This window comes from Urechidicola sp. KH5 (assembly GCF_054661455.1).
Genome location: NZ_BAAFSW010000002.1, coordinates 623,050 through 649,906 on the forward strand (window position 1 = coordinate 623,050; position 26,857 = coordinate 649,906).

Here is a 26,857-nt window from a genome sequence, read left to right on the forward strand (position 1 = left end):
TACGATATTTTTATATCTTTGCACGCTCAAATTAATGTTTTGAAATGAAGGAGTTACGTGAATTTGATATTCCGTTTGTAGGTTTAAAACTAGGAAAACATGAGTTTGAGTATCAAATTGATACTAAGTTCTTTGAGAATTATAATTACGACGAGTTTTACCAAGCCAAAATAAAAGTGGTGTTGACTTTCGAAAAGAAAGCAAATATGTTGCAGCTTGAGTTTGAATCTAAAGGTGTTGTTAATGTTGCTTGCGATGTAACAAATGAGCCTTTTGATTTGAATGTTGATGGCAAACTAAATTTAGTGGTAAAGTTTGGAGAAGAGTTTAATGACGATGATGAAGAAATTTTGATTCTACCGCATTCTGAGTATCAGGTAAATGTAGGGCAATATATTTATGAAATGATTGTGTTGTCTTTACCTATAAAAAGAGTACATCCAGGTGTTGAAGATGGAAGTTTGAATTCAGAAGTGTTAGAACAATTAAATTCTTATAAAGAGCAAAAAGAAGAAATAGACCCGAGATGGGCAAAACTAAAAGAGATACGAACGAATAAATAATAGTAATAATGGCACATCCTAAGAGAAAAATATCTAAGACGAGAAGAGATAAGAGAAGAACGCATTATAAAGCATCCGTTCCTCAAATTGCGGTAGATCCAACTACAGGAGAAGCACATTTATATCACAGAGCACATTGGCATGAAGGTAAATTATATTACCGTGGTCAGGTGGTGATTGATGCTACTGGAGCAGAGGCTTAATATAAAACACATAAAACTATGAAAACTCTCAATTTTGAGGGTTTTTTGTGTTTTTTTACTTCAAAATGAGCGAAAAATGACTTTTTTTCGCTTTTTTTTGAAATAAATTTCATTACTTTGACATCCTTTAAATGGAGTAAATACTTAATCTTATGACTAAAGTAACTGCAGCTATTACTGCTGTTGGAAAGTACCTTCCAGAGCACGTTTTAACCAATCAAATGTTGGAGAACATGGTTGAAACAAATGACGAGTGGATTGTGACTAGAACTGGAATTAAAGAGCGAAGAATTTTAAAAGAAGATGGTAAAGGAACTTCTTTTATGGCAATTAAAGCGGCTCAAGACTTACTTAATAAATCTGAAATTAATCCTAAAGAAATAGAATTAGTGGTTGTTGCAACTGCAACGCCTGATATGCAAGCTGCAAATACTGCGGCTTATGTTGCTTACAAAATAGGTGCAATAAATGCATTTAGTTTTGATATGGACTCCGCTTGTTCAAGTTTCTTATTCGGTATGTCTTTGGTTTCCGGGTATATAGAATCTGGAAAATATAAAAAGATCTTACTCATAGGAGCCGATAAAAACTCATCGATGATTAATTACGAAGATCGCGCAACATGTATCATTTTTGGTGATGGAGCTGCTGCGGTTTTGTTTGAGCCTAATACGGACGGTCTTGGTTTGCAAGACGAGTATTTAAGAACTGACGGTTCAGGTAGAGAACACCTAAGAATTTTAAAAGGTGGATCTGCTTATCCTTTTAAGAAAGGAGAAGTGTTTGGTGGTGGTGAAGAATATTTTATTCGTCAAGAAGGGCAAACAGTATTTAAGAATGCTGTATTTAACATGGCTGATGTTTGTGTTAAACTATTAGAAAGAAATAATTTAAAGAAAGAAGATATTTCATGGTTAGCTGCGCATCAAGCGAACAAGCGAATCATAGATGCTACTGCCAATAGAATTGGACTAGAGTCAGAAAAGGTGATGATTAATATTGAAAAATATGGAAACACCACTTCTGCAACTCTACCATTATTATTAGTAGATTACGAGTCGCAATTGAAAAAAGGCGATACCATTATTTTTGCTGCATTTGGAGGAGGTTTCTCTTGGGGAGCTGTATACTTTAAATGGGCTTATAACAGTTAATTTGACTAACTAATTAAATCAAAAAACATAAATCATATGGATTTAAAAGAAATTCAAAGCCTGATAAAATTTGTATCAAAATCTGGCGTAAACGAGGTGAAATTAGAGCAAGAAGACTTTAAAATTACTATCAAGGCAGGAGGTTCTGCTTCAGAAACAACAATTGTACATCAAGCAGCTCCAGTAGCAATGCCTCAGGCTCCAATTGCAGTGGCAGCTCCAGTAGCTACTGCTCCAGTAGCACCAGCAGCTCCCGCGGTAGATGCAGCACCAGCAGCTGATGAAGATTCAAAATATGTTACGATTACATCACCAATTATTGGTACTTTCTACAGAAAATCATCTCCAGATAATCCAAACTTTGTAGAAGTTGGAGATTCAGTACAGAACGATAGCGTTGTTTGTATAGTAGAAGCTATGAAATTATTCAATGAGATTGAAGCAGAAGTTTCAGGTAAAATTGTAAAAGTTTTAGTTGATGATGCATCTCCAGTTGAATTTGGTCAACCATTATTCTTAGTAGACCCTTCTTAATTGTTTATTGCCTTATTTAAAAATAAGGACACAAAATATTTTTAGTTATGTTCAAAAAAATATTAGTTGCCAATAGAGGGGAAATAGCCCTACGCGTTATTAGAACTTGTAGAGAAATGGGGATTAAAACAGTTGCTGTTTATTCAACTGCTGATGCCGATAGTTTGCACGTTAAATTTGCTGATGAAGCAGTTTGTATTGGTCCAGCACCAAGTAGTGAGTCATATTTGAAAATTGCAAATATTATTTCAGCTGCTGAAATTACAAATGCAGATGCTATACACCCAGGTTACGGATTCTTATCTGAGAATGCAAAGTTCTCTAAGATCTGTGAAGAGCACGAAATTAAATTTATTGGTGCTTCTGCCGAGATGATTGGTAAAATGGGAGATAAAGCAACTGCTAAAGCTACCATGAAAGAAGCTGGTGTGCCTACAGTACCAGGTTCTGACGGAATTATTGATTCTTTTGAAGAATGTGAAAAATTAGCTGAAGAGGTAGGATATCCGGTTATGTTAAAAGCTACTGCTGGAGGTGGTGGAAAAGGAATGCGTGCTATCTGGAAAAAAGAGGACCTTAGAAAAGGTTGGGATGATGCTCGTATGGAATCGAAAGCTGCTTTTAACAATGACGATATGTATATGGAGAAGTTTGTTGAAGAACCTCGCCATATTGAAATTCAAGTTGTGGGTGATGCCTATGGCAAAGCATGTCATTTATCTGAGAGAGATTGTTCTGTACAACGTCGCCATCAAAAATTAACTGAAGAGGTTCCTTCGCCATTTATGACTGACGAATTGCGTCAAGCTATGGGAGATGCTGCTGTAAAAGCTGCTGAATTTATTAAGTATGAAGGTGCTGGTACAGTTGAATTTTTGGTTGATAAGCACCGTAATTTCTACTTCATGGAGATGAATACACGTATTCAAGTTGAGCACCCAATTACAGAGCAAGTAATTGATTTTGATTTGATTCGTGAGCAAATATTAGTTGCTGCAGGTGTGCCAATTTCTGGTAAAAATTATGAGCCAAAATTACACTCTATAGAATGTAGAATTAATGCGGAAGATCCTTATAACGATTTCCGTCCTTCACCAGGAAAGATTATAACATTGCATGCGCCAGGTGGTCATGGCGTTAGATTAGATACACATGTATATGCAGGATATAGTATTCCGCCAAATTACGATTCTATGATTGCCAAATTGATTACTACTGCTCAAACCAGAGAAGAGGCAATCAACAAAATGAAGCGCGCTTTAGATGAATTTGTAATTGAAGGAATTAATACTACGATTCCATTCCATAGACAATTAATGGATGACCCTGATTATGTTGCAGGAAACTATACCACAAAGTTTATGGATGATTTTGAAATGAAATAATATTCTTCTTAAAAAGAGATATAAAAAAGGGTTGCTATTGGCAACCCTTTTTTAGTTTTATTTTTTGAATGACTAATCTCTTGATAGAAATATTTGAATCACATACCAGAATAATAGCATAAGTGAAGCAAACAACCCTAAAGCTGCTGGAACGTATTGATCTTCAGAATATTTATGCACAATATTAGATGTTTGGTATAAGATTGAGCCAGATGCTAATACACACATCCCAACAGAAAACCAAAGGCCCAAATCAAAACCGAAAAAGATTCCAGCAACAATTAAACCTAAAGCAATAAAGAATCCCATTGTTAAAATTGATCTTAAAAAAGAAAAATCTTTTTTAGTGAAAAATACAATTGCGGATAGTCCAGTAAATAGAGACAATGTAACAATTGAAGCTTGATACAATAAGTTATATCCTTCAGTATATGCGATAGCAATATACAATAATGGAACAAAAATAAATGCCTCGGCTACAATGTAAAGTCCGTAAGCAAGATATTGAGTTTTCATATCTGGTGCTTTAAGAGTCATTCTTTCGGCATAATTAGTAATAAGCATAAATCCACCGAGCATCAAAAGCCATTTATAGCCATCAAGCATTGAAAGTGTAAAACTTATAAGCGTATCAGATTGTAAAAATAGGTATTCTATAATAATAAAGGCTAAGATACCACCTGCTACATGACTGTAAGTTTTACGATAAAATTCTGCTCTTGCTGATTCAGACAATTCGCCAATCAGTATTGGTTGTTGGTTGTTTTCCATGATTAAGTTTTAATTAAATTGAAGATTAAATGTATATTAAAATCCTTAGTAAAACAAAAAAGGGATATGTCTCCATATCCCTTTTGGCTGTAATCTATTGATATTTAGTCTCTACCCATGTAAATCATAATGTAGTAGACCAAAGTTGCTAAAGAACCGACTGCAGCAACCACATAAGTTCTTGCTGCCCATTTCAACGCATCATAAGCACCATCTTGTTCATTAGGCGTAAGCATATTTGTATTGCTTAACCATGCCAATGCTCTATTACTGGCATCATATTCTACCGGAAGAGTAACAAAGCTAAATACAACGGTTGCAGCGAATAAAATTATACCGATTGGTAGCAATGCGGGAAATGATTGAATGAATAAGCCCGCTAAGATAATCCATGTAGATAGTTTGCTTGCAATACTTACCATTGGCACTAAAGAAGATCTAAATTGCAGCCAAGAATAGGAAGTAGCATGTTGTACAGCATGCCCCACTTCGTGAGCCGCAACTGCAGCCGCAGCGGCATTTCGCTGCATATAAACAGCTTCACTTAAATTTACCGTTTTATCACTTGGATTGTAGTGGTCTGTTAGTCTACCCGGGGTAGAGATAACTTTTACATCATAGATGCCATGATCGTGTAACATTTTTTCTGCAATCTCTTTTCCAGAGAGTCCGTTTCGTAAATGAATTTTTGAATATTTTTTAAAAGTACTTTTTAATTTTTGTTGCACCAGAAATCCTGCAAGTGCAATTCCTATTAAAATGATGTAACCTAGAGTCATTTTGAATTATTATTTTTGATTCACTTTATAAATGACATAAATTATACCAAATTCAAAACACGTCAAAATGGCAAAAACACCACATATTTTATTACTTTATACTGGAGGTACTATTGGAATGATTCGCGATTTTGACACTGGCATTCTTCGACCATTTAACTTTGATAAGTTGTTAATGCAAATCCCAGAGTTAAAGCATTTGGATTGTAAGATTTCAAGTGTTTCTTTTGAAGAACCTATTGATTCGTCTAATATGAATCCAGCGCATTGGAGTGTGATTTGTGATCGTATTCAAGAGCGATATAATGATTTTGATGGTTTTGTGGTGCTACACGGTTCAGATACGATGGCTTATACTGCTTCGGCCATAAGCTTTATGTTTGAGAATTTATCTAAACCTGTCATATTTACGGGATCTCAGTTGCCTATTGGATACATTCGTACTGATGCAAAGGAGAATTTGATAACCTCTATAGAAATTGCAGCAACTCAAAAAAATGGGCGGCCAATTGTATCTGAAGTATGTTTGTATTTTGAGTATAAGTTGTATCGCGCAAATAGAACTACAAAAATTAGTTCGCAGCATTTTAACGCTTTTATATCGCCCAATATGGACCCTTTGGCAGAAAGTGGAGTTGATTTAAGTTTTAATCAGTATTTACTATTAAAACATAGAAAATCCTGCGATTTAAAGGTGAGTAGGCAATTGTCTGAAAATATTGTTGTTCTTAAACTCTTCCCTGGAATTACAGAGCAGGTTGTGAAGAATGTTCTGAGTATTGAGAAATTAGAAGGGGTTATTTTAGAAACTTTTGGCGCAGGAAACTCTCCGACAAATTTGTGGTTTCAAAAACATTTAAAAGAGGCTCTTAAAAAGGGAGTTAAGATTGTAAATGTTACTCAATGTATTGAAGGAGGAGTGCAAATGGGTAGATATGAAACTAGTGAGCACTTAAAATCTTTGGGTTTAATAGATGGGAAAAATATTACGACAGAGGCCGCAATTGCCAAATTAATGTATTTATTAGCGAAAGATTTATCCGAAATTGAATTCAAATCACTATTTGAAACATCTTTGAGAGGTGAAATCGATGAGTAATAGATTCTACAATTGAAAAAAATCTAAAGAACCTTGTTTTAATCGTTGTTTAATTGAATTAAAACCAACAAAAAGAGGAGATTACCTTAAAATATTTTTTTAACCACAATGTCTTTAAAAACCGAAATTTAAATTTTCTCAACTCAACATTTTTTTGTTACTTGGCGTTCGCAAATCCAAATTTGGAGAGGTGGCCGAGTGGTCGAAGGCGCACGCTTGGAAAGCGTGTATGCAGGAAACTGTATCAAGGGTTCGAATCCCTTTCTCTCCGCCTCAAAAATTGGAAGCTTTGCAAAAAAGTTATATCTTTAACCCGTTTAAATAAATTATTAAATTAAGTATCACACAATGAAAAAATTATTTACCATCCTAGCAATTACAGGTCTATTGTTATTAGGAACAACACAGAGTACTTACGCTCAGGAAGATGCTCCTGCGCAAACAGAAAAAACTTTCCACCAAGAATTAAAACAACGTTTTATTGAGGGTGGTGCTAGCTTTATGGGAATTGTATTAATTGCCTTAATTCTAGGACTTGCGATTGCTATTGAGAGAATTATCTACCTTAATTTAGCTACAACTAACACTAAAAAGTTATTAGCTAGTATTGAAGATGCATATGCTTCAGGTGGTGTTGAAGCAGCTAAAGAGGTTGCTCGTGACACTAAAGGTCCTGTTGCTTCTATCTTCTACCAAGGTTTGCAAAGAGTAGGTGACGGTGAAGGCGTTGAAGCTGCGGAAAAAGCAATCGTTGGTTACGGTGGAGTTCAAATGGGATTATTAGAGAAAAATATTTCATGGTTATCTTTATTTATCGCATTAGCACCAATGTTAGGGTTCATGGGAACTGTAATTGGTATGATTAAAGCCTTTGATGATATTGCGGTTTCTAACGAGATGTCTCCAGCAACTGTTGCAGGTGGTATTAAAGTAGCATTATTAACAACTGTATTTGGTCTTATTGTTGCGATTATTCTTCAAATTTTCTACAACTACATTATTTCTAAAGTTGATAGTATTGTGAATAACATGGAAGATGCTTCAATTTCTTTAGTCGATATTTTAGTAAAACAAACTAAATAAATCTGAATTATGAATAATAAGTTTTATAAAATAGCAAAAATCCTTATCGCTGTTTTAGGACTTATAGGTATTATTATGCTTGTAAGAGTTCTAGGTACAGATGAGGAGATGCTTAAAACAGATTTAGATATTCAGAGTGGTATCGTAGATCCATTTGTGTCGTTCACAATTTTTATGCTGATTATTACTGCGGCATTTGCAGTTATTTTCTCAGTAATTAACTTAGTGAAAAATCCAGCAGCTTTAAAGAAGGCCGTAATTAGTTTAGCAGTTTTAGGCATACTATTTGCGATAGCATATGGTGCTGCTTCAGATGCTGAGATTACAGGTGCTAATGGTGCTTATTTAGAAGGCGGAGAGCAAGGTTCAACTCCAAAAATGATTGGAGCCCTTATTAAATACACATACATTTTAGGTGCTGCAGGTCTTGCGATGGTAATTTGGGGATCTGTTAAAGCAATGTTCAGTAACAATTAAAAAAGAAAAATATTATGGCAAGAAGAGACGCTCCAGAAATTAATGCCGGTTCTATGGCAGACATTGCGTTCTTACTATTGATATTTTTCTTAGTAACAACAACAATGGATATTGACGCTGGTATCTCACGTAAATTACCTGAGAAACAACCAGAAAACGTTGAGCCTCCAATTGTTAAGCAAAGAAACGTTTTACAGATTATTATTAACAGAAACGATGATTTGTTAATTGAAGAAGAAGAACGTACAGTTGGCGAAATTCGTCAAATTGCGATCGACTTTATTGACAATGGTGGAAACGTTGGTAACCCTATTAAAGATTTAGGGCAAACAAAGGGTGAATTATGTGATTGGTGCCAAGGTGCAAAAGATCCCAATTCATCAGATCATCCAAATAAAGCTGTAATTTCATTATCAACAGATCGTAGTACAAGCTATGATATGTTTATTAAAGTTCAGAATGAGTTAGGAGCTGCTTATACTTTCTTAAGAAATAGATTGGCTCAAGAAAAGTATGGTATGCTTTATACAGATATGGTGGCCGAAGAAAGTAAAGGTACTTCTGAACCTGCTCGTTTAAACAGATTGAAAGATCAAATTAAGGATATCAAAATGCGTTATCCAGAAATTATTGCAGAAGCAAATACGAATTAATTAAAACATAAACACATGTCAAAGTTTAGTAAAAAGAAAAAAGGAATGGCGCCAATTAACACGGCATCGCTTCCAGATATTGTATTTATGTTATTATTCTTCTTTATGGTTGCTACCACGATGAGAGAGAATACCATATTAGTTGAAAATGATTTGCCTAATGCAACTGAAATCAAGAAACTTGAAGATAAACGTTTAATTATGACTATTTATGTAGGAGCTTCAAAAGAACCTGCGCAAGCGAATGACGGCGATAAAATTCAGTTGAATGATAAGATTGCATCTATTAAACAAATTAGAAACTTTATCGATGTTTCAAGAGCTAAGGTACCAGAAGAGGACCAAAGTTATATGACTACATTAATTAAAGCTGATGCAAATTCTAGTGTTGGTACTGTTAATGATATCAAGAAAGAGTTACGTGAGGTTAATGCCTTAAAAGTGACTTATGCTACTAGACAAGGTGCAGTAGAATAGAACAATATCTTTAGAGAATAATAAAAACGGCAACCAATATTGGTTGCCGTTTTTCGTTATATTTGTGTATGCCTCAATTTAGATTAATTGCTGTTTTTACTATTATAGGATCTTTAACTACCTGGTCTCAAAACGATAGTACTTTTGTTGATACAAAATACCTTGAAGATCATTTGTATTTTAATATTACGTATAATTTAATGGTAGACCATCCAGAAGATTTTAGTCAGAATGGAATTTCTGGTGGAATTGCTCTTGGGTTTATTAAAGATATACCTTTGAATGAGAGAAGAAATGTTGGACTTGGTATAGGTTTAGGATTTAATTACAATGCATTTAATCATAATATTAAATTTACAAATGATAATCCACCTATTATTATTCCAGAATCTGATTTCAAAAACAATTATCTGGCTACATATGTAATTGAAGCACCAATTGAATTTAGATGGCGGACCTCTACAGCTACTAAATATGGATTTTGGCGTATTTATACAGGTTTAAAATTGGGTTATGTAGTTGGAAGCACTAATAAGTTTTCTGACGATTTAAGTTCAATTAAAGTGTCTAATCTTGAAGAGGTAGATAAATTTCAATATGGATTGAGTTTTTCTGCAGGCTATAGTACCTTTAATTTGCATTTATATTATGGCTTGAATCCATTATTTAAAGACACTCAAATAAATGGACAAACATTGAATTTAAAACAACTAAATGTTGGATTGATTTTCTATATATTGTAGAAGATGTACACTGTTATTTGACTAATAATTCCAATGGCTGCTCCAAAAAATACTTCTTTTGTTGTATGAGCTTCTAACTTAATTCTTGCATTTGCAATAAAACCTGCGATAACAAACAGAAACGCTAAAAGAGGTAAAATGTTTAATTGAAATTCAAAACTAAAAAAAAGGAAGAATCCAATCATACCAGTTATTCCAATCATGTGTAAACTAGCTTTAAATTTTACATATAGTAATGCATAGGTTATTGCTAAAGCAACAGTTACTCCCATAAAAAACAAAGCCAATTCAAATGTATTAACACCTTTAAATATTAGGTTAGCCAGTAAAAAAGAAATTGACATAAAAAATAAAACCGGAAATTTTCGTTCATGAGGATCCTCTAAATGAAAATTGCGAATAGCTTTAGTGTATTTTAAACTGTAAAGAAATAGTAAGGGTACAGCATATGTGCCTATAAAAACGGCTAAAATAATATATAATTCCGTTTGGCGGTTTATATGTTGTGGTAACAAAATAAAATATATTATTGTACCAACAACAGGCATAATAATAGGATGTAGAAGGTATGATAAAACTTTATTCATACTATAACTTCTTTCTTAAGCGAGCAACCGGAATATCTAGTTGTTCTCTATATTTAGCAACTGTTCTTCTAGCGATTGGATAGCCTTTTTCTTTTAATAAATCTGAAAGTTTATCATCGGTTAAAGGTTTCTTTTTGTCTTCTTCTTGAATAACAGTTTCCAGTATCTTTTTGATCTCTCTTGTTGATACATCTTCGCCTTGATCATTTTTCATTGATTCAGAAAAGAATTCTTTTATCAATTTGGTGCCATAAGGTGTTGATATGTATTTGCTATTGGCAACGCGCGATACTGTTGAAATATCCATTTCTATATTGTCTGCAATATCTTTAAGAATCATAGGTTTTAACTTACGTTCATCCCCTGTTAAGAAATATTCTTCTTGATAATGCATAATAGCATTCATAGTAAGTAAAAGTGTTTGTTGCCTTTGTTTAATGGCATCTATAAACCACTTTGCAGCGTCTAACTTTTGCTTGATAAATAATACAGCATCTTTCTGCGCTTTGGTTTTATGCTTAGCATCTTTATAACCTTTCATAAGATTATTATACTCAGTAGAGACGTGTAACTCTGGTGCATTTCTAGCATTTAGCGTAAGTTCTAATTTGCCATCTATAATCCTAATTGTAAAATCAGGAACTATTTGTTCTGCTATCTTATTATTGCCTACATAGGCACCACCAGGTTTTGGATTGAGTTTTTCGATTTCGCCAATAGCCTCTTTCAATTGTGCTTCTGATGCAACATGCTTTTGCAGTAATTTTTTATAATGCTTTTTTACAAAGGCATCAAAAGATTCTTCAAGAATTGCTATTGCTAAAAGTCTATTTGCAGACTCCTCTTTTCTTTTAAGTTGAAGTAAAAGGCATTCACTCAAATTTCTTGCACCTACTCCAGCAGGATCTAAGCTTTGTACAATATCTAAAAGTTTACAAACTTCATCCTTGTCTGTAAACAAATTTTGAGTAAATGCTAAGTCGTCAATAATATCTTCTAACTCTCTTCTGATATAACCACTTTCATCTATACTTCCGATTAAGAAATCTGCAATAGCTTCTTCTTGTTCCGTTAAAGAGAAAGTGTGAAGCTGACTTAATAAGTGCTGATTAAACGATGTTCCTCCAGCATAGGGAATACTTTTTTCATCATCATCTGCACTGTAATTGTTAGCCTGTGTTCTGTAGGACGGGATTTCATCGTCACTCAGGTATTCATCAATATTAATATCTTCAGTATCAATTGTCTCAGTGTCATTAAAATCGTCTTGAGCAACTTCATCAAAATTGTCAGATTCTTCCTTGCCACTTTCTAAAGCGGGATTCTCTTCAATCTCCTGTTTTAAACGTTGTTCAAAAGCTTGTGTAGGCAACTGAATCAGTTTCATTAACTGAATTTGTTGCGGTGACAATTTTTGTTGTAATTTATATTGAAGTGATTGTTTTAACATAGTACTTCTAACGAACCTAAATGGATTTTTATTGAAATACTAAAATAAAAAAATCTTGTAGATAATGATGCTAATAGTCTCTTAAAACTCGGCACTCTGAGGTGTGCGAGGATAAGGAATTACGTCTCTAATATTACCCATACCTGTAACAAATTGAACGAGTCTTTCAAATCCTAATCCAAAACCACTATGCACAGCAGTACCAAACTTACGTGTATCTATATACCACCAAAGTTCTTTTTCATCAATACCTATTGCTTTAACTTTCTCTTTTAGAACATCTAAGCGTTCTTCACGTTGACTTCCTCCTACAATTTCTCCGATACCTGGGAATAAAATATCCATGGCTCTTACTGTTTTGCCATCATCATTCAAACGCATATAAAATGCTTTAATATTTGCTGGGTAATCAAATAGAATTACCGGACATTTAAAGTGTTTTTCAACTAAATAACGTTCATGCTCACTTTGTAAATCAACCCCCCATTCGTTTACAGGAAATTGGAACTTCTTCTTTTTATTTGGTTTTGAATTCCTCAGAATGTCGATAGCCTCTGTATAGCTAACTCTTTTAAAGTTGTTATTTACTACAAAATCTAACTTTTCGGTAAGTGACATTTCACTACGTTGATTTGCTGGCTTTGATTTTTCTTCTTGAGTTAACCTATTTTCTAAAAAGGCAATATCATCTTTACAAGAAGCAAGTACATCAGAAATTACAGATTTGATGAAATCTTCACCCAAATCCATGTTAGCATCTAAATCGTTAAATGCAACTTCAGGTTCAATCATCCAAAACTCGGCAAGGTGTCTAGTTGTATTTGAATTTTCAGCTCTAAAAGTAGGTCCGAATGTATAAACTTTACCCAATGCCATTGCATACGTTTCTGCCTCTAATTGACCAGAAACCGTAAGATTTGTTTCTTTTCCAAAGAAGTCTTGAGTATAATCAACCTCGCCATTTTCTGCAATAGGAGCTTTATTAGGCTCAAATGTGGTTACTTTAAACATTTCTCCTGCGCCTTCGGCATCTGAACCAGTAACAATAGGAGCATGAAAATTATAGAATCCATTTTCTGTGAAATATTTATGAACGGCAAAAGATAGGGCAGAGCGAACACGCATGACAGCGCTAAAAGTATTTGTTCTAACTCTTAAGTGAGCGTTTTCTCTTAAAAATTCTAATGAATGTCTTTTTGGTTGAATAGGGTATTCGTCTGGATCAGAATCTCCTAAAATCTCAATAGACTTCGCTTGAATTTCTACTTTTTGCCCTCTACCTTGACTTTCTACTAAAGTACCTTTAATTGCAACTGCAGCACCTGTAGTAATTCTTTTTAAAACCGATTCGTAGGTGTTTTCAAAATCTACAACGCATTGAATATTATTAATGGTAGAACCATCGTTTAGAGCAATAAATCTATTGCTTCTAAAAGTTCTAACCCATCCTTTAATTTCAATTTCTTGAAGGAGTAATTCTCCTTCTAATAACTGTGCTACATTGCTTTTTATCATGGTATGAAAAATTGGTCAGCAAAGATACTGAATGATATTAATGATTAAAAGTGAAACTATCGTAAAATATCTATTAAACAACTCAAACTACTTGTCTTCATCATCCAATTTTTCAATTGGTAATACCGGAATTGTTGGCTCTTTTAATGTCTGTTTGTTTGCTATAGATTGTTCTAAAGATAGTAGTAATGATGGCAACAACAAAAGATTAGAAGACATAGCAAATAGAAGTGTAATAGAAACCAATCCTCCAAGTGCCACTGTACCTCCAAAACTAGAAACAGTAAATACTAAAAATCCGAAAAATAGTACAATAGAAGTATAAAACATACTCACTCCTGTTTCTCTTAATGCCCCGTACACAGACTTTTTAATTTTCCAATTGCTAGCTTGTAACTCTTGCCTGTATTTTGCTAAAAAGTGAATTGTGTCATCTACAGATATACCAAAGGCAACGCTAAATACTAATATAGTGGAAGGTTTTAAAGGAATGCCTAAGTAGCCCATTAAACCTGCTGTGATTAGTAAAGGCAAAATATTTGGAATAATTGAAATCAAAATCATTTTAAATGACCTAAACATAAAGGCCATAAATATTGCAATTAATAATACGGCTAAAGAAAGCGATAAAACAAGATTATTGATGAGATACTTGGTTCCTTTTAAAAATACTAAAGCCTTTCCAGTCATAGTAACTTCGTAATCTTCTGGATTAAATTCTTTATCAATTTTGGCTTGAATTAATTGCTCAATTCCTTCCATTTTTGTAGTTCCAACATCCTTCATATACATCGTCATACGAGCATATTGACCAGTGGAGTCAATCAGATTATTCATTAGGTTAGTTTCTTCACTAACCGAATTTTTCATATAAGAAAGAATAAAGTTTTTATCTTGATTTGTTGGTAATTGATAGTATTTAACCATGCCGCGGTAATATGCTTGTTTCGCATATTTAACCATATTTAGAACAGAAACAGATTTAGATAACTCTGGGAATTCACTCAATTTTTCATTGAGTTTTTCCATTTTTTTAAGCGTCTTTAAATCCATGACTCCTTTAGGCTCTTTTGTATTCACCAATATTTCTAAAGGCATAATTCCACCAAACTGTTCTTCAAAGAATACAATATCGCTAAAGAACTCTTTGTCTTTGGGCATATCATCAATTAAACTACCAGAAATTCGCATTTGATAAATACCAATCATACTTACAATAATCAATATTACAGAAGAGGCGTAAATAGCAAATCTATGATGACGCACCATGTTTTCCATCCAGTTCACAATGCCTTCCATCCATGTACGATCGAGATGTTTTAAATGACGTTCTTTTGGCAGGGGTAAAAAGCTGTACATGATTGGAATAATTAATAATGCCAAAAAGAAAACAGCAATAATATTAATTGACGCCATAGTTCCGAATTCTACTAGTATCTCATTTCTAGTAAAAATAAAAGTTGCGAACCCAGATGCTGTGGTAATATTTGTCATTAAAGTGGCATTACCAATTTTGGTAATAACACGCTGCAAACTTTTGGCTTGGTTACCATGTTGCTTAATTTCTTGCTGATATTTATTAATTAGGAAGATGGCATTTGGAACACTAATTACAATAATCAATGGCGGAATTAATGCCATCAAAACTGAAATTTCATATCTAAATAAACCAATAAAACCAAAGGCCCAAGTAACACCAATGGAAACTACTATCATGGTAATTAAAGTGGCTCTCCAAGATCTAAAGAATAAAAAGAAGATTAATGCTGTTACACCTAGTGCTAGTAGAACGAACATGCGCATTTCGTCAATAATGTTTTGCGCATTCATAGTTCTTACATAAGGCATTCCAGAAACACGAACATTAATGTCGTTCTCTGCTTCAAACTTTTCTATAGCTTTATTGAACTTGCCAAGAATGAGGTCTTTACGAGCTGCCGTATTTACAATATCTTTTCGTATATATACTGCAGATAATAATGCCCCTGTTTCTTTATTGTAGAGGATATTATCATATACAGGTAGATCTTCAAACAAGAGTTCTCGAAATTCTTCAACTTCACTTTTTGTAGTTGGTATAGTATCTGTAATTGGTGCTAAAACAAATTTTCTCTGTTCGTCATCTCGCACCAATTTCTGAATATCTCCAATACAGAAGGTGTAGTCTATTTCTTCAAAAGATGCTATTTCTTTGGAGAGATTGTTCCAATTATTAAACTTTTCTGGAGTAAATATGGTGCTGTCTTGCACCCCCATAATTATCACATTTCCTTCTTCGCCAAAAAGTTCTAAAAATTTATCGTATTGTATATTTACCTCATGGTCTTCTGGCATTAAGTTGGCTTCTGTATATGAAAATTTCATATACTGAAATTGTGTTGTAAGTAAATAGGTTACAATACCAATAAGAAGTAAAATTACAAGGCGACCTTTAATTATAAGTCTTGAAATGCGTGTCCAGAAATTCACTCAAAAAAATTTGTGCAAAGTTAACAAATACAATTAAAGCATGATGAAGAAGAATGATTTAAAATTTCTAAAAAGCAATTAAAAAGATTTGAAGTTTTAGTTAATAAAAAAGTCCACCTATAGATGGACTTTATATTCTTTATCAAACAGCTTTAAACTGTCATAATATCTGTTTCTTTTTTAGTGTACATGTCGTCAATAATCTTGACATATTTATCAGTTAAATCTTGTACTGTAATTTCAGCATTTTTCTTCATATCGTCAGAAGTATCTAACTTCTTAATGTCGTTATTAGCATCTTTACGTGCATTTCTAACACTTACTTTATCGTGTTCAGCTTCAGCTTTTGCTTGTTTAGCCAATTCTTTACGACGTTCTTCTGTTAATGGAGGAACATTAATAATGATCATTTCTCCATTATTCATAGGGTTAAAACCAAGATTTGCAATCATAATTGCTCGTTCAATCTCTTGTAGCATAGATTTTTCCCAAGGCTGAACAGATAGTGTTCTACCGTCTGGTGTATTTACATTTGCTACTTGACTTAAAGGAGTTTGAGAACCGTAATAATCTACCATAACGCTACCCAACATAGAAGGTGTAGCTTTCCCAGCTCTAATGTTTCTCAATTCTTTTTCTAAATGAGCTAGGGCATTATCCATTTGCTCTTTAGCTGTGTCAATTATAAATTCAATTTCTTCGTTCATTTTTGTAAAAATTTAAAGCTTTTATTTATCAACGATTGTACCAATATTTTCACCTTTAACTACCTTTAGTAAGTTACCAGGTTTGTTCATATCAAATACGATAATAGGTAATTCATTTTCTTGACTTAAAGTAAAGGCAGTTGTATCCATAATTTTAAGTCCCATTTTTAAAACGTCGCTAAACGATAATTTTTCAAAACGCTTCGCATCTTTATTCTTTTCAGGATCTGAATCGTATATACCATCTACTCGTGTTCCTTTTAGAATAACATCTGCTTCAATTTCTATTGCTCTTAAAACAGCAGCAGAATCAGTAGTAAAGAACGGATTACCCGTGCCTGAACCAAAAATTACAACACGTCCTTTTTCAAGATGTCTTACAGCTTTTCTTTTGATGTATGGTTCTGCGATTGCCTCAATTTTAATGGCTGTTTGCAATCTTGTTTGAATCCCTTGATCTTCAAGAGCACTTTGCAATGCCAATCCATTTATTACAGTTGCCAACATGCCCATATAATCTGCTTGAACGCGATCCATACCATTACTAGCTCCTGCAACTCCTCTAAAAATATTACCACCACCAATTACTATGGCAACTTCTACACCCGTACTAATAATTGCATCAATATCTTTTGCATATTCTGCCAATCTTTTTGGGTCGATACCATAATTTCTATCGCCCATTAGGGCTTCACCACTTAATTTTAAAAGGATTCTCTTATAAGACATAGGTTGTTTTGAAAGTTGTACAAATATATAAAACTTATGTAAGTTTTGAATTGAATTAAAGTCTTAATAAAAAGTTGATTTTAATGAAAACCTCAAATACCAAATAACCATGAAAGCACTACGATTATTACTAATAGCTATGTTGTTGATTTCCATTTCTTGTGATGATGATGAAGACACCCCTTTCCCCCCTCCTGTAGATACTCAAGCAACCTATACGGCAGTTTTTGATGCACAATGGACTCCGACTTCACATCCATATATGTATCCAGGGAATGCTCATTTTAGTTGGATGGTTGGAACCACACACCAACAACAAGATGTAATGTTCCGTTTGGGTGGAATGGCAACTGAGGGTATTGAAGATATGGCAGAAACCGGTGCCACTAGTATGCTGGCAAGTGAATTAGATACTGCAATATTGATGAATAATGCCTATGAATATAAAATCGGAAATGTGATTGATGGAGATGGTAGAGATGAAATTACAGTTACTGCCACAACAGATCATCACTTATTTTCATTTGTTTCCATGATTGCTCCGAGTCCTGATTGGTTTGTAGCTAACGTGAATGTGGATTTAATGAATAATGGAGATTGGATTGATAGTTTGGAGTTGGATGTAATTTTATACGATTCAGGTACTGATTCTGGCCCAACATTTACCTCGTCTAATGATGATACAGTTCCTAAAGCTCCTATTGCCTTAATTGTAGGACCTCCTTTGGGTGATGGCTCAGGGGTAAATCCGGCAGTAGGAAAATTAATTTTAACAAGACAATAAAAAAGCCCCTCGATTGTCATCAAGAGGCTAACCATTATTAATCAAAAATAACACTACTACTTCATAGTATTATGGGTTTAATCTATTCAACAGGTGCCCAATCAACACGATCAGATTGATAGTATTGAATGTTCATCTTTTTAAAATATGATGTTTGGTTTGCTAATCTAACTTTATAAGTTTTCCAACTAAAGTCAGTTGGGGCACTCCAGCCTAATTCTGCTGCACTTAGTAGTCTCGGAAAAGCTAAATATTCAATCTCTTGCATGTTTGAAATAGTTTCAGACCAAAGAGGTGCCTCAACGCCTAAAATTTGTTCTTTAGGTAATCCGTGTACATAAGTTTCAGGATTCCATGTATAAGATGAATCTACAGGAATGTATGCTGCCCAGTGTAAACCATGTTTAGATAAAGAATCGTATTGCATATCTAAATAGATTTTTTTTGCAGGAGAAAGAATTACTTTCATTTCTTTTTCTTGAGCAAGTTTTACGTTTTCTTCTTCTGCCCAAAATTGTACTACAGATTCAGAGCTAACATCAGCATTTGCTATTTCGTCCCATCCAATCATGGTTTTACCATATTTTTGAATGATTTTTTCTACACGGTTTACGAAATAAATGTAATCGTCTTTTTCTGTTACTAAGCTTTCATCACCACCCATATGAATGTATGGACCCGGAGTTAGTTCTGCAATCTCTTTTATAACATCATCCACAAATTCATATACCTTTTCATTGCGAGTGTCGAATGTGCTAAAACCTACTTCAATACCAGTATATAAAGCAGCTTTTCTATTATCTCCATGCGTGTCTAGCATTTCTGCTGTTTTCTTACTTCCATTTAAAAATGGATAGGCAGTTGACGCAGCATGTGTATGCCCAGGCATATCAATTTCAGGAATAATTGTGATATGGTGTTTAGTAGCGTAAGCCACAATTTCTTTATAGTCTTCTTGTGTAAAGAAGCCTCCTTCTTCACCACCAACTTCCGTATGTCCTCCAATTTCAGTAAGTAGAGGCCATTTTTTAATTTCTAGTCTCCAACCTTGGTCATCCGAAAGATGAAAATGAAGTATGTTCATTTTGTAATACGCCATAATATCGATGTATTTTTTTACGTCTTCAACAGTAAAAAAGTGACGCGATACATCTAACATAGATCCGCGATGATCGAAATTTGGGCTATCTTGAATCTGTCCTGTTGGAATTAACCATTCAGTATTTAAATTATCTACAGAGTTAAAAGGAATAACTTGTCTTATAGTTTGCATTGCCCTAAATGCACCTACTCCTGTAGGAGCATTTATGACAATGGAATCTTGGGAAATAATTAATTCATAACTCTCAGGGTGCGCTGCTGCATCGTTTACTTGATTTAAGTAAATTCCTTTTTTGGCACCACCATTAGATACTACATTAGGGGTTAATTGTGTTTTCATTGCTATTTTTTCTACAAGAAAATTAGCGGCATCCTTAAAACTTGCATCATCAGAAGATTGAATTACAACATCTGCGTTTAATACAAAGTTCTTATGAGTTGCTTCTATTTTGTTCGGTATTGGTATCAATGCTGCCTTTGCTAAATCTGAGACCGGTAATTTATCTCCGCCACAAGATGATAAGACAAGTCCTAAGCCAATACCAGTAATAACTTTAAAAAGTTTCATTTTGATTGTTTTAAGGTTGATTTTATTTAAAATGATATCTTCTAAATGCTTCCATAGCAGCATAATCTGCTAAGCCTAAAGCATGATATTTTCTAGCTGTATCGTTATTTCTATCTTCAGCACGAACCCAGAATTCACGAGTGTCGTTACCTTGGAACATTACACCATCTTTTTGAGATTGATGATAGAATATTGCCTTACGTTTTTTCAACACTTGATCCGGACTCATTGGAACCGCCATTTCAATTTGATGGATGTCCCATTCGTGCCATGCACCTCTGTATAACCAAACCCAACAATCATCCATATAAGATTCGTTTTTAAGGTTTTCTAAAGCTGCAAATATGGCATCTAAACACACTTTGTGCGTACCATGTGGATCGGCTAAATCACCTGCGGCATATATTTGGTGTGGTTTTACATCTGCAATTAAGTTGGCCACAATATCTATATCTTCTTGACCTATAGGATTCTTTTTAACAGTGCCAGTTTCGTAGAAAGGCATATTTAGAAAATGTACTTGATTATCCGGAACTCCAACAAAACGAGTTGCAGCTAATGATTCTCTTTTTCGAATCAATCCTTTTAATTGTCGTACTTCTACAATATCTTCAACAGCACCAGTTTTAGCATTTAAGCTGCCTATTACATGATCAATTCTTGAAGAGTCAGGGTGCACATCTTTCATCACTTCAGCAAACATTAGTGCTTGGTGATCTGATACGGCAATATTACCCGAAGTTTGATATGCTATATGCACTTCGTGCCCTTGTTCTACCAATCTATCAAAAGTACCTCCCATGGAAATTACATCGTCATCTGGGTGTGGACTAAAAATAATTACACGCTTTTTCTCTGGTGTAGCTCTTTCTGGTCTTGAACTATCATCTGCTCCAAATTTACCTCCTGGCCAACCAGTAATTGTACGCTGTAATTTGTTAAACATTTTGATATTCAAATCGTATGCAGAACCACCTTGAATAAGAAGGTTAGACATTCCATTATCATTGTAATCTTTATCAGTTAATCTTAAAATGGATTTCCCGGTTTTCTCGCATAACCATACAATAGCTTTTGCTGTTAACTCTTCATCCCAAATACATGGGCCTACTAACCATGGTGTTTTAAATCTTGTTAACTCTTCTGCAGCTTCAGCGTTTATAACAAAAGTTGTATTGTTATGATCTTGCAAATAGGTTGCAGGAACTTCTGCAGAAATTTCTCCTTCTATAGTTTCTTTTAAGATTGCGGCTTTATTACTACCCCATCCTAATAGCACAATTCTTTTTGCCTTTTTAACAGTGCCGATACCCATAGTTATCGCCTTTTTAGGAACATTGTCAATTCCTAAGAAAGACTCAGCAGTATCAATTCTGGTAATATGGTCTAAGGTTATACTTCTTGTTCCAGAGTTGTAGTGAGAACCAGGTTCGTTAAAACCGATATGTCCTGTTCTACCAATTCCTAATAGCTGAAAATCTAACCCGCCGTATTCTTTTATTTTTAAATCGTAATCAATACAATATTGGTGTAATTCTTCAGCGCTAACTGTTCCGCTAGGGATGTTTACATTTTCTGGGCTAATATCTACATGGTCAAATAAATGCTGGTGCATAAAGTAGAAATAGCTATGAATACTATTTTTTTTCATCGGATAGTATTCGTCTAGGTTAAATGTAACAACATTGGCAAAACTCAACCCTTCTTCACGATGCATTCGAACTAATTCTGCATATACCTTAATTGGAGATGAACCTGTAGCTAAACCTAAAATGCAAAGTTCATTCTTTGCTTGTTTTGTTTTAATAAGCTCAGCAATTTCTTCGGCGACTGTTAAAGATGCTTTATCTGAACTTTCAAATACAACATTGTGTATTTTTTCAAAACGGGTATCTTCAAACTGACCAGCTGGTTGGTATTGAATACTTGATACATCTACTAATTGACTCATTTTTCTTGAATTTATTTAATTGGAATGTGCTTTTCTACTACATATCTTTCGACGCCAGCTTCAGGAACTTCTTCATGTCCTTGCTGAATAAGTGTATCACCACTTTTATGCACAGTGAACGAAAATTTCTGATTGCGCCAATTGCTATTATCTAAAAATTGTAATGTTTCTGTATAATTGTTTCCTTCTAATTTATAGGTGCCTACGCCAGATACAAAATGTCCTATACTGTCTTTCTGTTGATTGAAAAAGGCAAAGTGAGAAGGAGAGATATTCTTAATTTCATCACCTTCTTGCGTATGATCAGAAACAAGTTGCCACGAACCCTGAATGTCTAATGAATTGGTTTGGAGTGAGGAAAATTGAGGTTGAGTCTCTTGATTTGAACAAGAAATGAAAGTTAAAGCTAATACCAAAATCCCTCTGCTTATCATTTACCGATGATTTGAGATTACAAAAGTATGATGACTGTAAAGTGTTTTGAAATAAAATCTATAAACAACAGTTTTAGCGCAATAGAAAACCAGATTTGAAATATAAACGTTTTAGCATTTTGTAGAGAGTTCGTAATTAATAGATTGTAGTATTCGTTGATTTTAAAAAGGCAAGAAGCATATTGTTTTACAGTTTCTTATAGGGGCTTTTTGTCTATCAATAAAAATTGACCTACTTTCACAAGCGCAATAATTAACGCATTGATTTTTTGAAAGGAAAACGTCAAGAGAATATTAGATATGCCATTCCAATACAATACCATATAATTTTTTGGTGTTGTTATTTTATTTTTGAGGTAGTTCGTTGGGGAAGTTATTACGAAGATTATACATATTCTTTAAAGTCGAACTTGGTAACCTTTACAATGAGTATGTTATTGGTGTATTTTAACGTGTACTACTTAATCCCAAAATTTATACTTAAAAAAAAGTACAAGTTATATATCTTATTTTTCTTTATCACACTCTCCATGTGGTATGTTGTGCGTACAGAGTTGATTTATTATTTAATCAATGAGAATGTTTGGCCCGAATCTGAAACCCCTCAGACTGCTTATTCTTTTAATCATGTTGTTGCTGTTTTTTTAATAGGATTATACGAAGTCGCTTTTGTTACTGCTATTAAGCTTATGGCAGATTGGATTTATGTTAGAAGGAGAGTAGAGAATCTTCAAGAGATGCAATTGCGAACCGAATTAGATTTCTTAAAAACTCAAATACAACCACACTTCTTTTTTAATACCTTAAATAATTTGTATGCATTAACATTAGAAAAGTCTGATGTAGCACCTAGTGTTGTGTTAAAGTTATCTGATATTATGCAGTATGTACTGTACGATGCTAGTGAGCCAAAAATTAGGTTGTTTGATGAAATTAAATACATACAAAATTATATTGATTTAGAGCGTTTAAGGTATGGTGATAATGTAGAGGCTGAAATGGAAATAATAGGCAATATAAACGATGTGAAAATTCCTTCTTTACTATTTATTCCGTTTATAGAAAATTGTTTTAAACACGGTATTCAACAAGACGAAACATTTAAATTAAATGTTAAATTTGAAGTGGTAAATAACAAATGGTTGTATTTTAGAGTTTCAAATCCATTTAACCCGCATTTAGAGAAAAAAACCATACATGGAATAGGTATAAAAAATGTTTTAAGAAGACTGGAGTTATTATATAAAACAAACTTTACCTTTGAAACCAAAACTATTGAAGACAATTATATTGTAACCATAAAGATTCCGATTACATGAAGTTGAGATGTGTAATTATTGACGATGAACCCTTAGCGATAAAAGTATTAGAAAATCATTTAAAAGAGTTTCCTGAAATCGAATTGATTGATACTTTTAATTCTCCTATGAAGGCGTTAAATACAATTAAAGAAGAAAACATAGATTTTATGTTTTTAGATATTAATATGCCTAAAATGAATGGATTAGATTTTCTTAGATCTTTGTCGAAAAGGCCTCATGTAATTATTACTACTGCGTATAGAGAATTTGCCGTTGAGAGTTTTGATTTAGATGTTTTAGATTACCTAGTAAAACCAATTCCTTTTGAGCGTTTTATGAAAGCCGTAAACAAGCTTACTAACAGATTGCGCTTAGAAAAAGGAGGTTCTGAAACTTCGGAAGTTAAAATAAAAGATGAGCCGTTCATCTTTTTGAAGGTTGACAAAAAACTAATGAAAATCAAATTAAATGATATTCTATACGTAGAGAGTTTAAAAGATTATGTGAAAGTAATTACCACAGCTGGAGATTTTTTGGTGCATAAATCAATGACCAGTATGTCTGAAGAATTACCAAGTAGTAATTTTATTAGAATTCATAGGTCTTTTGCTATAGCTATCAATAAAATTTCTTTCTTAGAAGGCAACTCGGTTAAAATAGGAAATCGTAGAATCCCTATAGGTAGAAATTACCTGCAATATGCAAAACAACGCATTTTAAATACCCCAGAGTCTTCAGAATAGGCTAATACCTTTTTTTTGTTTGTTTATCTTCTTTTTAATGTTGCTTATAGAAAATTGTTTAACAGCTTTTTATTTAGGCATACATTACCATTTCAATTTATTTAAAACTTAACAACAATGTCAAATTCTAAAAACAATACATTGGTACCTATTGCAATTATTGCAGGGTTATTTTTCATCTTCGGTTTTGTAACCTGGATTAACGGAGCGCTAATTCCGTTTATGAAAACTATCAATGAGCTTACGGAGTCTCAATCTTATTTAGTAGCTTCAGCATCTTATATTTCGTTCGTTGTAATGGCACTACCCGCATCTTGGGTAATTAGTAAGATAGGATATCAAAAAAGTATGTCCTTAGGTTTGGTCATCATGGCTATTGGGGCTTTGGTATTTATTCCTGCTGCTAATGCAAGAACATATTCGGTCTTTTTATCAGGTATTTTTATTCAAGGTTTAGGTATGACATTGTTACAAACAGCATCTAACCCATATATTACAATTTTGGGCCCTATAGAAAGTGCAGCAAAACGTATATCTATTATGGGTATTGCTAATAAAGTAGCAGGTGCCTTAGGTTCTTTAATTTTTGGAGCCATTCTTTTAAAAGGCATTGATGGAATTCAAGAAAAGTTAAGTTCTGTCAGTACTGCGGAAAAGGATGCAATGTTAAATGAAATGGCGAGTTCTGTTGTTACACCATATATAGTAATGGCCATTGTTCTTGTAATATTAGGAATTTTAATTAGAAAAGCTCCTTTACCTCATGTAGAGGCAGAGCCAATAGAAGAAGGTGAAGATGGAGCTTCAACTAAAACAAGTATTTTCCAATTCCCACATTTATGGTTGGGCGTAGTAGCGTTGTTTTTATATGTAGGAGCTGAGGTAATTGCTGGAGATACCATTATAGCTTATGGAATTTCATTGGGGATTCCTGCAGCAGAAGCTAAATTCTTTACAACTTTTACATTAATGGCTATGGTGGCGACTTATGCTTTAGGAGTGGTATTGATTCCAAAGTATATGAAGCAAGACACAGCACTTAAATTAAGTGCAGTTTTAGGGATTATATTCTCGGCTTGTATATTATTTACTGATGGTTTTATATCTGTATTATTTGTGGCAGCTTTAGGTATTGCAAACGCTTTGGTATGGCCTGCAGTTTGGCCATTAACATTAAAAGGTTTAGGGAAGTTTACTAAGACTGCATCGGCTTTATTAATTATGGCAATTGCAGGTGGAGCCATTATTCCCCCTTTATATGGTAGATTAGTAGATGGTAAAAAGGAAGAATTAATTGCACAAGGAATTGAAGTAGCAGCAGCACAGGCCGAAGCAGCAACTTCAGGATATTGGATATTATTCCCATGTTATGCATTTATTTTGTTTTACGCAACCATTGGTCATAAAGTAGGACTTAAAAAATAATACTATGGCTTCTACTAAAAGATTACTTGCGCTCGATGTTTTAAGAGGATTAACAATTGCTTTAATGATTTTGGTGAATACACCAGGTAGTTGGAGTCATGTATATGCACCTTTATTACATGCGTCTTGGGATGGTTGTACACCAACTGATTTAGTATTTCCATTTTTCTTATTTATTGTAGGATCTTCTATGTGGTATTCCTTTAAGAAGTATGGAAATGGGTTAACCAGTGCTGGAATTCGAAAAGTTATAAAGCGATTTGTGGTAATATTTTTAATAGGCTTGTTTTTAAACGCTTTTCCAAATTTTGATTTTGAGAATTTAAGAATATACGGTGTGCTTCAACGTATTGCTATTGCTTATGCTATTACGGCTATTTTATGTATGCAATTTGATATTAAGAAATTGATTTATATTGTTATTGCCTTGTTATTAGGGTATTGGGCAATATATCATTTAGGAGGCACCTATGATTTAGAAGGTAATGTTGTTCGTAAAGTAGATTTGTGGTTATTTGGAGAAAAACATATTTATCATGGCTATGGAATGCCTTTTGATCCAGAAGGGTTAGTTTCTTCTATTCCATCTGTAGCTACTGTTTTACTGGGGTATTTTGCAGGTAACTTTGTGGATAAGTCAGTTACCGTTATGCAAGGGGTTGTAAAATTGATTTTAGCTGGAGCTTTATTAGTTGTACTTGGCTTGATTTGGAACTTTGGATTCCCAATTAACAAACCAATTTGGTCGAGCTCTTATGTTGTTTATACAGGTGGATTGGCAATGTTGTTTTTAGCCCTGTTATTGTATTTAATAGACGTAAAGAACATAAGAATACTATTTACACCATTTATCCATTTCGGTACAAATCCATTATTCATATATGTTCTATCTGGAATGATTGGCGGTATATTAGGGTTTGTTCAAGTAACTAACAGTGCTGGTGAATCTGTTGGTATTTTAAGAGCATATTATACAGATGTATTGGTACCAATGTTTGGTGATTTAAATGGTTCTTTAGCATATGCTATATCTCATGTTGTTTTCTTATGGTTAGTTGCACTGATTCTTTATAAGAGAAAGATATTTATCAAGATTTAGTAGTAGTTTTTCATTATATTAGAAAAGCCCGATACAATTTTGTATCGGGCTTTTGATATCTATTAATTTAGGG

General features: G+C 33.7%; 27 protein-coding genes and 1 tRNA gene. 17 read left to right on the forward strand and 11 right to left on the reverse strand.

Annotation, left to right across the window (positions count from 1 at the left end; genetic code table 11):
* Window positions 1-44: 44 nt before the first annotated feature.
* The 5 genes from ACYQ5R_RS07395 (at window position 45) to accC (ending at window position 3,839) form a co-directional block, all read left to right on the forward strand.
* Window positions 45-563, forward strand: a complete 519-nt coding sequence (locus ACYQ5R_RS07395; RefSeq protein ID WP_460190281.1) for a YceD family protein — start codon at window positions 45-47, stop codon at window positions 561-563.
* An 8-nt stretch (window positions 564-571) separates the two neighbouring features.
* Window positions 572-766 carry a 50S ribosomal protein L32 gene (rpmF, locus tag ACYQ5R_RS07400; protein WP_460190282.1) on the forward strand — a complete coding sequence of 65 codons (195 nt, stop codon included), beginning with the start codon at window positions 572-574 and terminating at the stop codon, window positions 764-766.
* 152 nt (window positions 767-918) lie between these two features.
* Window positions 919-1,920, forward strand: a complete 1,002-nt coding sequence (locus ACYQ5R_RS07405; protein WP_460190283.1) for a beta-ketoacyl-ACP synthase III — start codon at window positions 919-921, stop codon at window positions 1,918-1,920.
* Window positions 1,921-1,956: 36 nt separating this feature from the next.
* Complete coding sequence (accB, locus tag ACYQ5R_RS07410; RefSeq protein WP_460190284.1) at window positions 1,957-2,454, forward strand: acetyl-CoA carboxylase biotin carboxyl carrier protein; 498 nt, start codon at window positions 1,957-1,959, stop codon at window positions 2,452-2,454.
* 47 nt (window positions 2,455-2,501) lie between these two features.
* The gene (gene accC / locus ACYQ5R_RS07415; protein WP_460190285.1) at window positions 2,502-3,839 is read left to right on the forward strand and encodes an acetyl-CoA carboxylase biotin carboxylase subunit; all 1,338 of its coding nucleotides are present in this window, start codon (window positions 2,502-2,504) and stop codon (window positions 3,837-3,839) included.
* Between the two features lie 72 nt (window positions 3,840-3,911).
* On the opposite strand, the gene ACYQ5R_RS07420 is transcribed toward accC, so the two are convergent.
* Both ACYQ5R_RS07420 and ACYQ5R_RS07425 read right to left on the reverse strand, forming a co-directional pair.
* Complete coding sequence (locus tag ACYQ5R_RS07420; protein ID WP_460190286.1) at window positions 3,912-4,610, reverse strand: Bax inhibitor-1/YccA family protein; 699 nt, start codon at window positions 4,608-4,610, stop codon at window positions 3,912-3,914.
* Window positions 4,611-4,714: 104 nt separating this feature from the next.
* The gene (locus ACYQ5R_RS07425) at window positions 4,715-5,389 is read right to left on the reverse strand and encodes a zinc metallopeptidase (protein ID WP_460190287.1); all 675 of its coding nucleotides are present in this window, start codon (window positions 5,387-5,389) and stop codon (window positions 4,715-4,717) included.
* Between the two features lie 67 nt (window positions 5,390-5,456).
* Between ACYQ5R_RS07425 and ACYQ5R_RS07430 the strand changes: the two genes are divergently transcribed.
* The 7 genes from ACYQ5R_RS07430 to ACYQ5R_RS07460 all read left to right on the forward strand — a co-directional run bounded on the left by ACYQ5R_RS07430 (window position 5,457) and on the right by ACYQ5R_RS07460 (window position 9,921).
* Window positions 5,457-6,488 carry an asparaginase gene (locus ACYQ5R_RS07430; protein ID WP_460190288.1) on the forward strand — a complete coding sequence of 344 codons (1,032 nt, stop codon included), beginning with the start codon at window positions 5,457-5,459 and terminating at the stop codon, window positions 6,486-6,488.
* A 184-nt stretch (window positions 6,489-6,672) separates the two neighbouring features.
* A tRNA-Ser gene (locus tag ACYQ5R_RS07435) sits at window positions 6,673-6,759 on the forward strand.
* Between the two features lie 77 nt (window positions 6,760-6,836).
* Window positions 6,837-7,571, forward strand: coding sequence for a MotA/TolQ/ExbB proton channel family protein (locus tag ACYQ5R_RS07440; RefSeq protein WP_460190289.1), 735 nt, complete (start codon window positions 6,837-6,839; stop codon window positions 7,569-7,571).
* 9 nt (window positions 7,572-7,580) lie between these two features.
* A complete protein-coding gene (locus ACYQ5R_RS07445) occupies window positions 7,581-8,048 on the forward strand; it encodes a hypothetical protein (RefSeq protein WP_460190290.1) in 468 nt (155 codons plus the stop codon).
* 14 nt (window positions 8,049-8,062) lie between these two features.
* On the forward strand, window positions 8,063-8,701 hold the full coding sequence (locus tag ACYQ5R_RS07450) for an ExbD/TolR family protein (protein WP_460190291.1): 639 nt from the start codon (window positions 8,063-8,065) through the stop codon (window positions 8,699-8,701).
* A gap of 15 nt (window positions 8,702-8,716) precedes the next feature.
* The gene (locus ACYQ5R_RS07455) at window positions 8,717-9,178 is read left to right on the forward strand and encodes an ExbD/TolR family protein (RefSeq protein ID WP_460190292.1); all 462 of its coding nucleotides are present in this window, start codon (window positions 8,717-8,719) and stop codon (window positions 9,176-9,178) included.
* A gap of 68 nt (window positions 9,179-9,246) precedes the next feature.
* Window positions 9,247-9,921, forward strand: a complete 675-nt coding sequence (locus ACYQ5R_RS07460; protein ID WP_460190293.1) for a porin family protein — start codon at window positions 9,247-9,249, stop codon at window positions 9,919-9,921.
* Here ACYQ5R_RS07460 and ACYQ5R_RS07465 read toward each other — a convergent pair.
* From ACYQ5R_RS07465 to pyrH, 6 genes are all read right to left on the reverse strand, one after another.
* Window positions 9,909-10,508 (reverse strand): hypothetical protein, encoded by a 600-nt coding sequence (locus ACYQ5R_RS07465; RefSeq protein ID WP_460190294.1) that lies wholly within the window; start codon window positions 10,506-10,508, stop codon window positions 9,909-9,911. The two genes, ACYQ5R_RS07460 and ACYQ5R_RS07465, sit on opposite strands and share 13 nt — an antisense overlap.
* 1 nt (window position 10,509) lies before the next feature.
* Entirely contained in the window at window positions 10,510-11,958 is a 1,449-nt protein-coding gene (gene rpoN / locus ACYQ5R_RS07470; RefSeq protein WP_460190295.1) for an RNA polymerase factor sigma-54, read from the reverse strand.
* Between the two features lie 81 nt (window positions 11,959-12,039).
* Window positions 12,040-13,473: an asparagine--tRNA ligase gene (gene asnS / locus ACYQ5R_RS07475; RefSeq protein WP_460190296.1), complete on the reverse strand. Its 1,434-nt coding sequence runs from the start codon at window positions 13,471-13,473 to the stop codon at window positions 12,040-12,042.
* A gap of 87 nt (window positions 13,474-13,560) precedes the next feature.
* Window positions 13,561-15,837 carry an efflux RND transporter permease subunit gene (locus tag ACYQ5R_RS07480; RefSeq protein WP_460190297.1) on the reverse strand — a complete coding sequence of 759 codons (2,277 nt, stop codon included), beginning with the start codon at window positions 15,835-15,837 and terminating at the stop codon, window positions 13,561-13,563.
* Window positions 15,838-16,094: 257 nt separating this feature from the next.
* Complete coding sequence (gene frr, locus ACYQ5R_RS07485; RefSeq protein ID WP_460190298.1) at window positions 16,095-16,649, reverse strand: ribosome recycling factor; 555 nt, start codon at window positions 16,647-16,649, stop codon at window positions 16,095-16,097.
* A gap of 21 nt (window positions 16,650-16,670) precedes the next feature.
* Window positions 16,671-17,378: a UMP kinase gene (gene pyrH / locus ACYQ5R_RS07490; protein WP_460190299.1), complete on the reverse strand. Its 708-nt coding sequence runs from the start codon at window positions 17,376-17,378 to the stop codon at window positions 16,671-16,673.
* A gap of 109 nt (window positions 17,379-17,487) precedes the next feature.
* Between pyrH and ACYQ5R_RS07495 the strand changes: the two genes are divergently transcribed.
* On the forward strand, window positions 17,488-18,162 hold the full coding sequence (locus ACYQ5R_RS07495) for a spondin domain-containing protein (protein WP_460190300.1): 675 nt from the start codon (window positions 17,488-17,490) through the stop codon (window positions 18,160-18,162).
* A gap of 82 nt (window positions 18,163-18,244) precedes the next feature.
* Here the strand turns inward: ACYQ5R_RS07495 and ACYQ5R_RS07500 are convergent, their stop codons facing one another.
* From ACYQ5R_RS07500 to ACYQ5R_RS07510, 3 genes are read right to left on the reverse strand one after another with little or no spacing between them, the layout of a single operon-like run.
* Window positions 18,245-19,831, reverse strand: coding sequence for a beta-N-acetylhexosaminidase (locus ACYQ5R_RS07500; RefSeq protein WP_460190301.1), 1,587 nt, complete (start codon window positions 19,829-19,831; stop codon window positions 18,245-18,247).
* 22 nt (window positions 19,832-19,853) lie between these two features.
* On the reverse strand, window positions 19,854-21,782 hold the full coding sequence (gene nagB / locus ACYQ5R_RS07505; protein ID WP_460190302.1) for a glucosamine-6-phosphate deaminase: 1,929 nt from the start codon (window positions 21,780-21,782) through the stop codon (window positions 19,854-19,856).
* 11 nt (window positions 21,783-21,793) lie between these two features.
* Window positions 21,794-22,216, reverse strand: coding sequence for a hypothetical protein (locus ACYQ5R_RS07510; protein ID WP_460190303.1), 423 nt, complete (start codon window positions 22,214-22,216; stop codon window positions 21,794-21,796).
* 269 nt (window positions 22,217-22,485) lie between these two features.
* Here ACYQ5R_RS07510 and ACYQ5R_RS07515 point away from each other — a divergent pair, with 269 nt between their 5' ends.
* The 4 genes from ACYQ5R_RS07515 (at window position 22,486) to ACYQ5R_RS07530 (ending at window position 26,784) form a co-directional block, all read left to right on the forward strand.
* Window positions 22,486-23,535, forward strand: a complete 1,050-nt coding sequence (locus tag ACYQ5R_RS07515) for a sensor histidine kinase (RefSeq protein ID WP_460190304.1) — start codon at window positions 22,486-22,488, stop codon at window positions 23,533-23,535.
* Window positions 23,532-24,260 (forward strand): LytR/AlgR family response regulator transcription factor, encoded by a 729-nt coding sequence (locus ACYQ5R_RS07520; RefSeq protein ID WP_460190305.1) that lies wholly within the window; start codon window positions 23,532-23,534, stop codon window positions 24,258-24,260. Before ACYQ5R_RS07515 ends, ACYQ5R_RS07520 begins: the two co-directional genes overlap by 4 nt.
* Before the next feature lie 117 nt (window positions 24,261-24,377).
* Window positions 24,378-25,685, forward strand: a complete 1,308-nt coding sequence (locus ACYQ5R_RS07525) for a sugar MFS transporter (protein WP_460190306.1) — start codon at window positions 24,378-24,380, stop codon at window positions 25,683-25,685.
* A gap of 4 nt (window positions 25,686-25,689) precedes the next feature.
* Window positions 25,690-26,784, forward strand: a complete 1,095-nt coding sequence (locus tag ACYQ5R_RS07530; protein ID WP_460190307.1) for an acyltransferase family protein — start codon at window positions 25,690-25,692, stop codon at window positions 26,782-26,784.
* Window positions 26,785-26,857 lie beyond the last annotated feature (73 nt).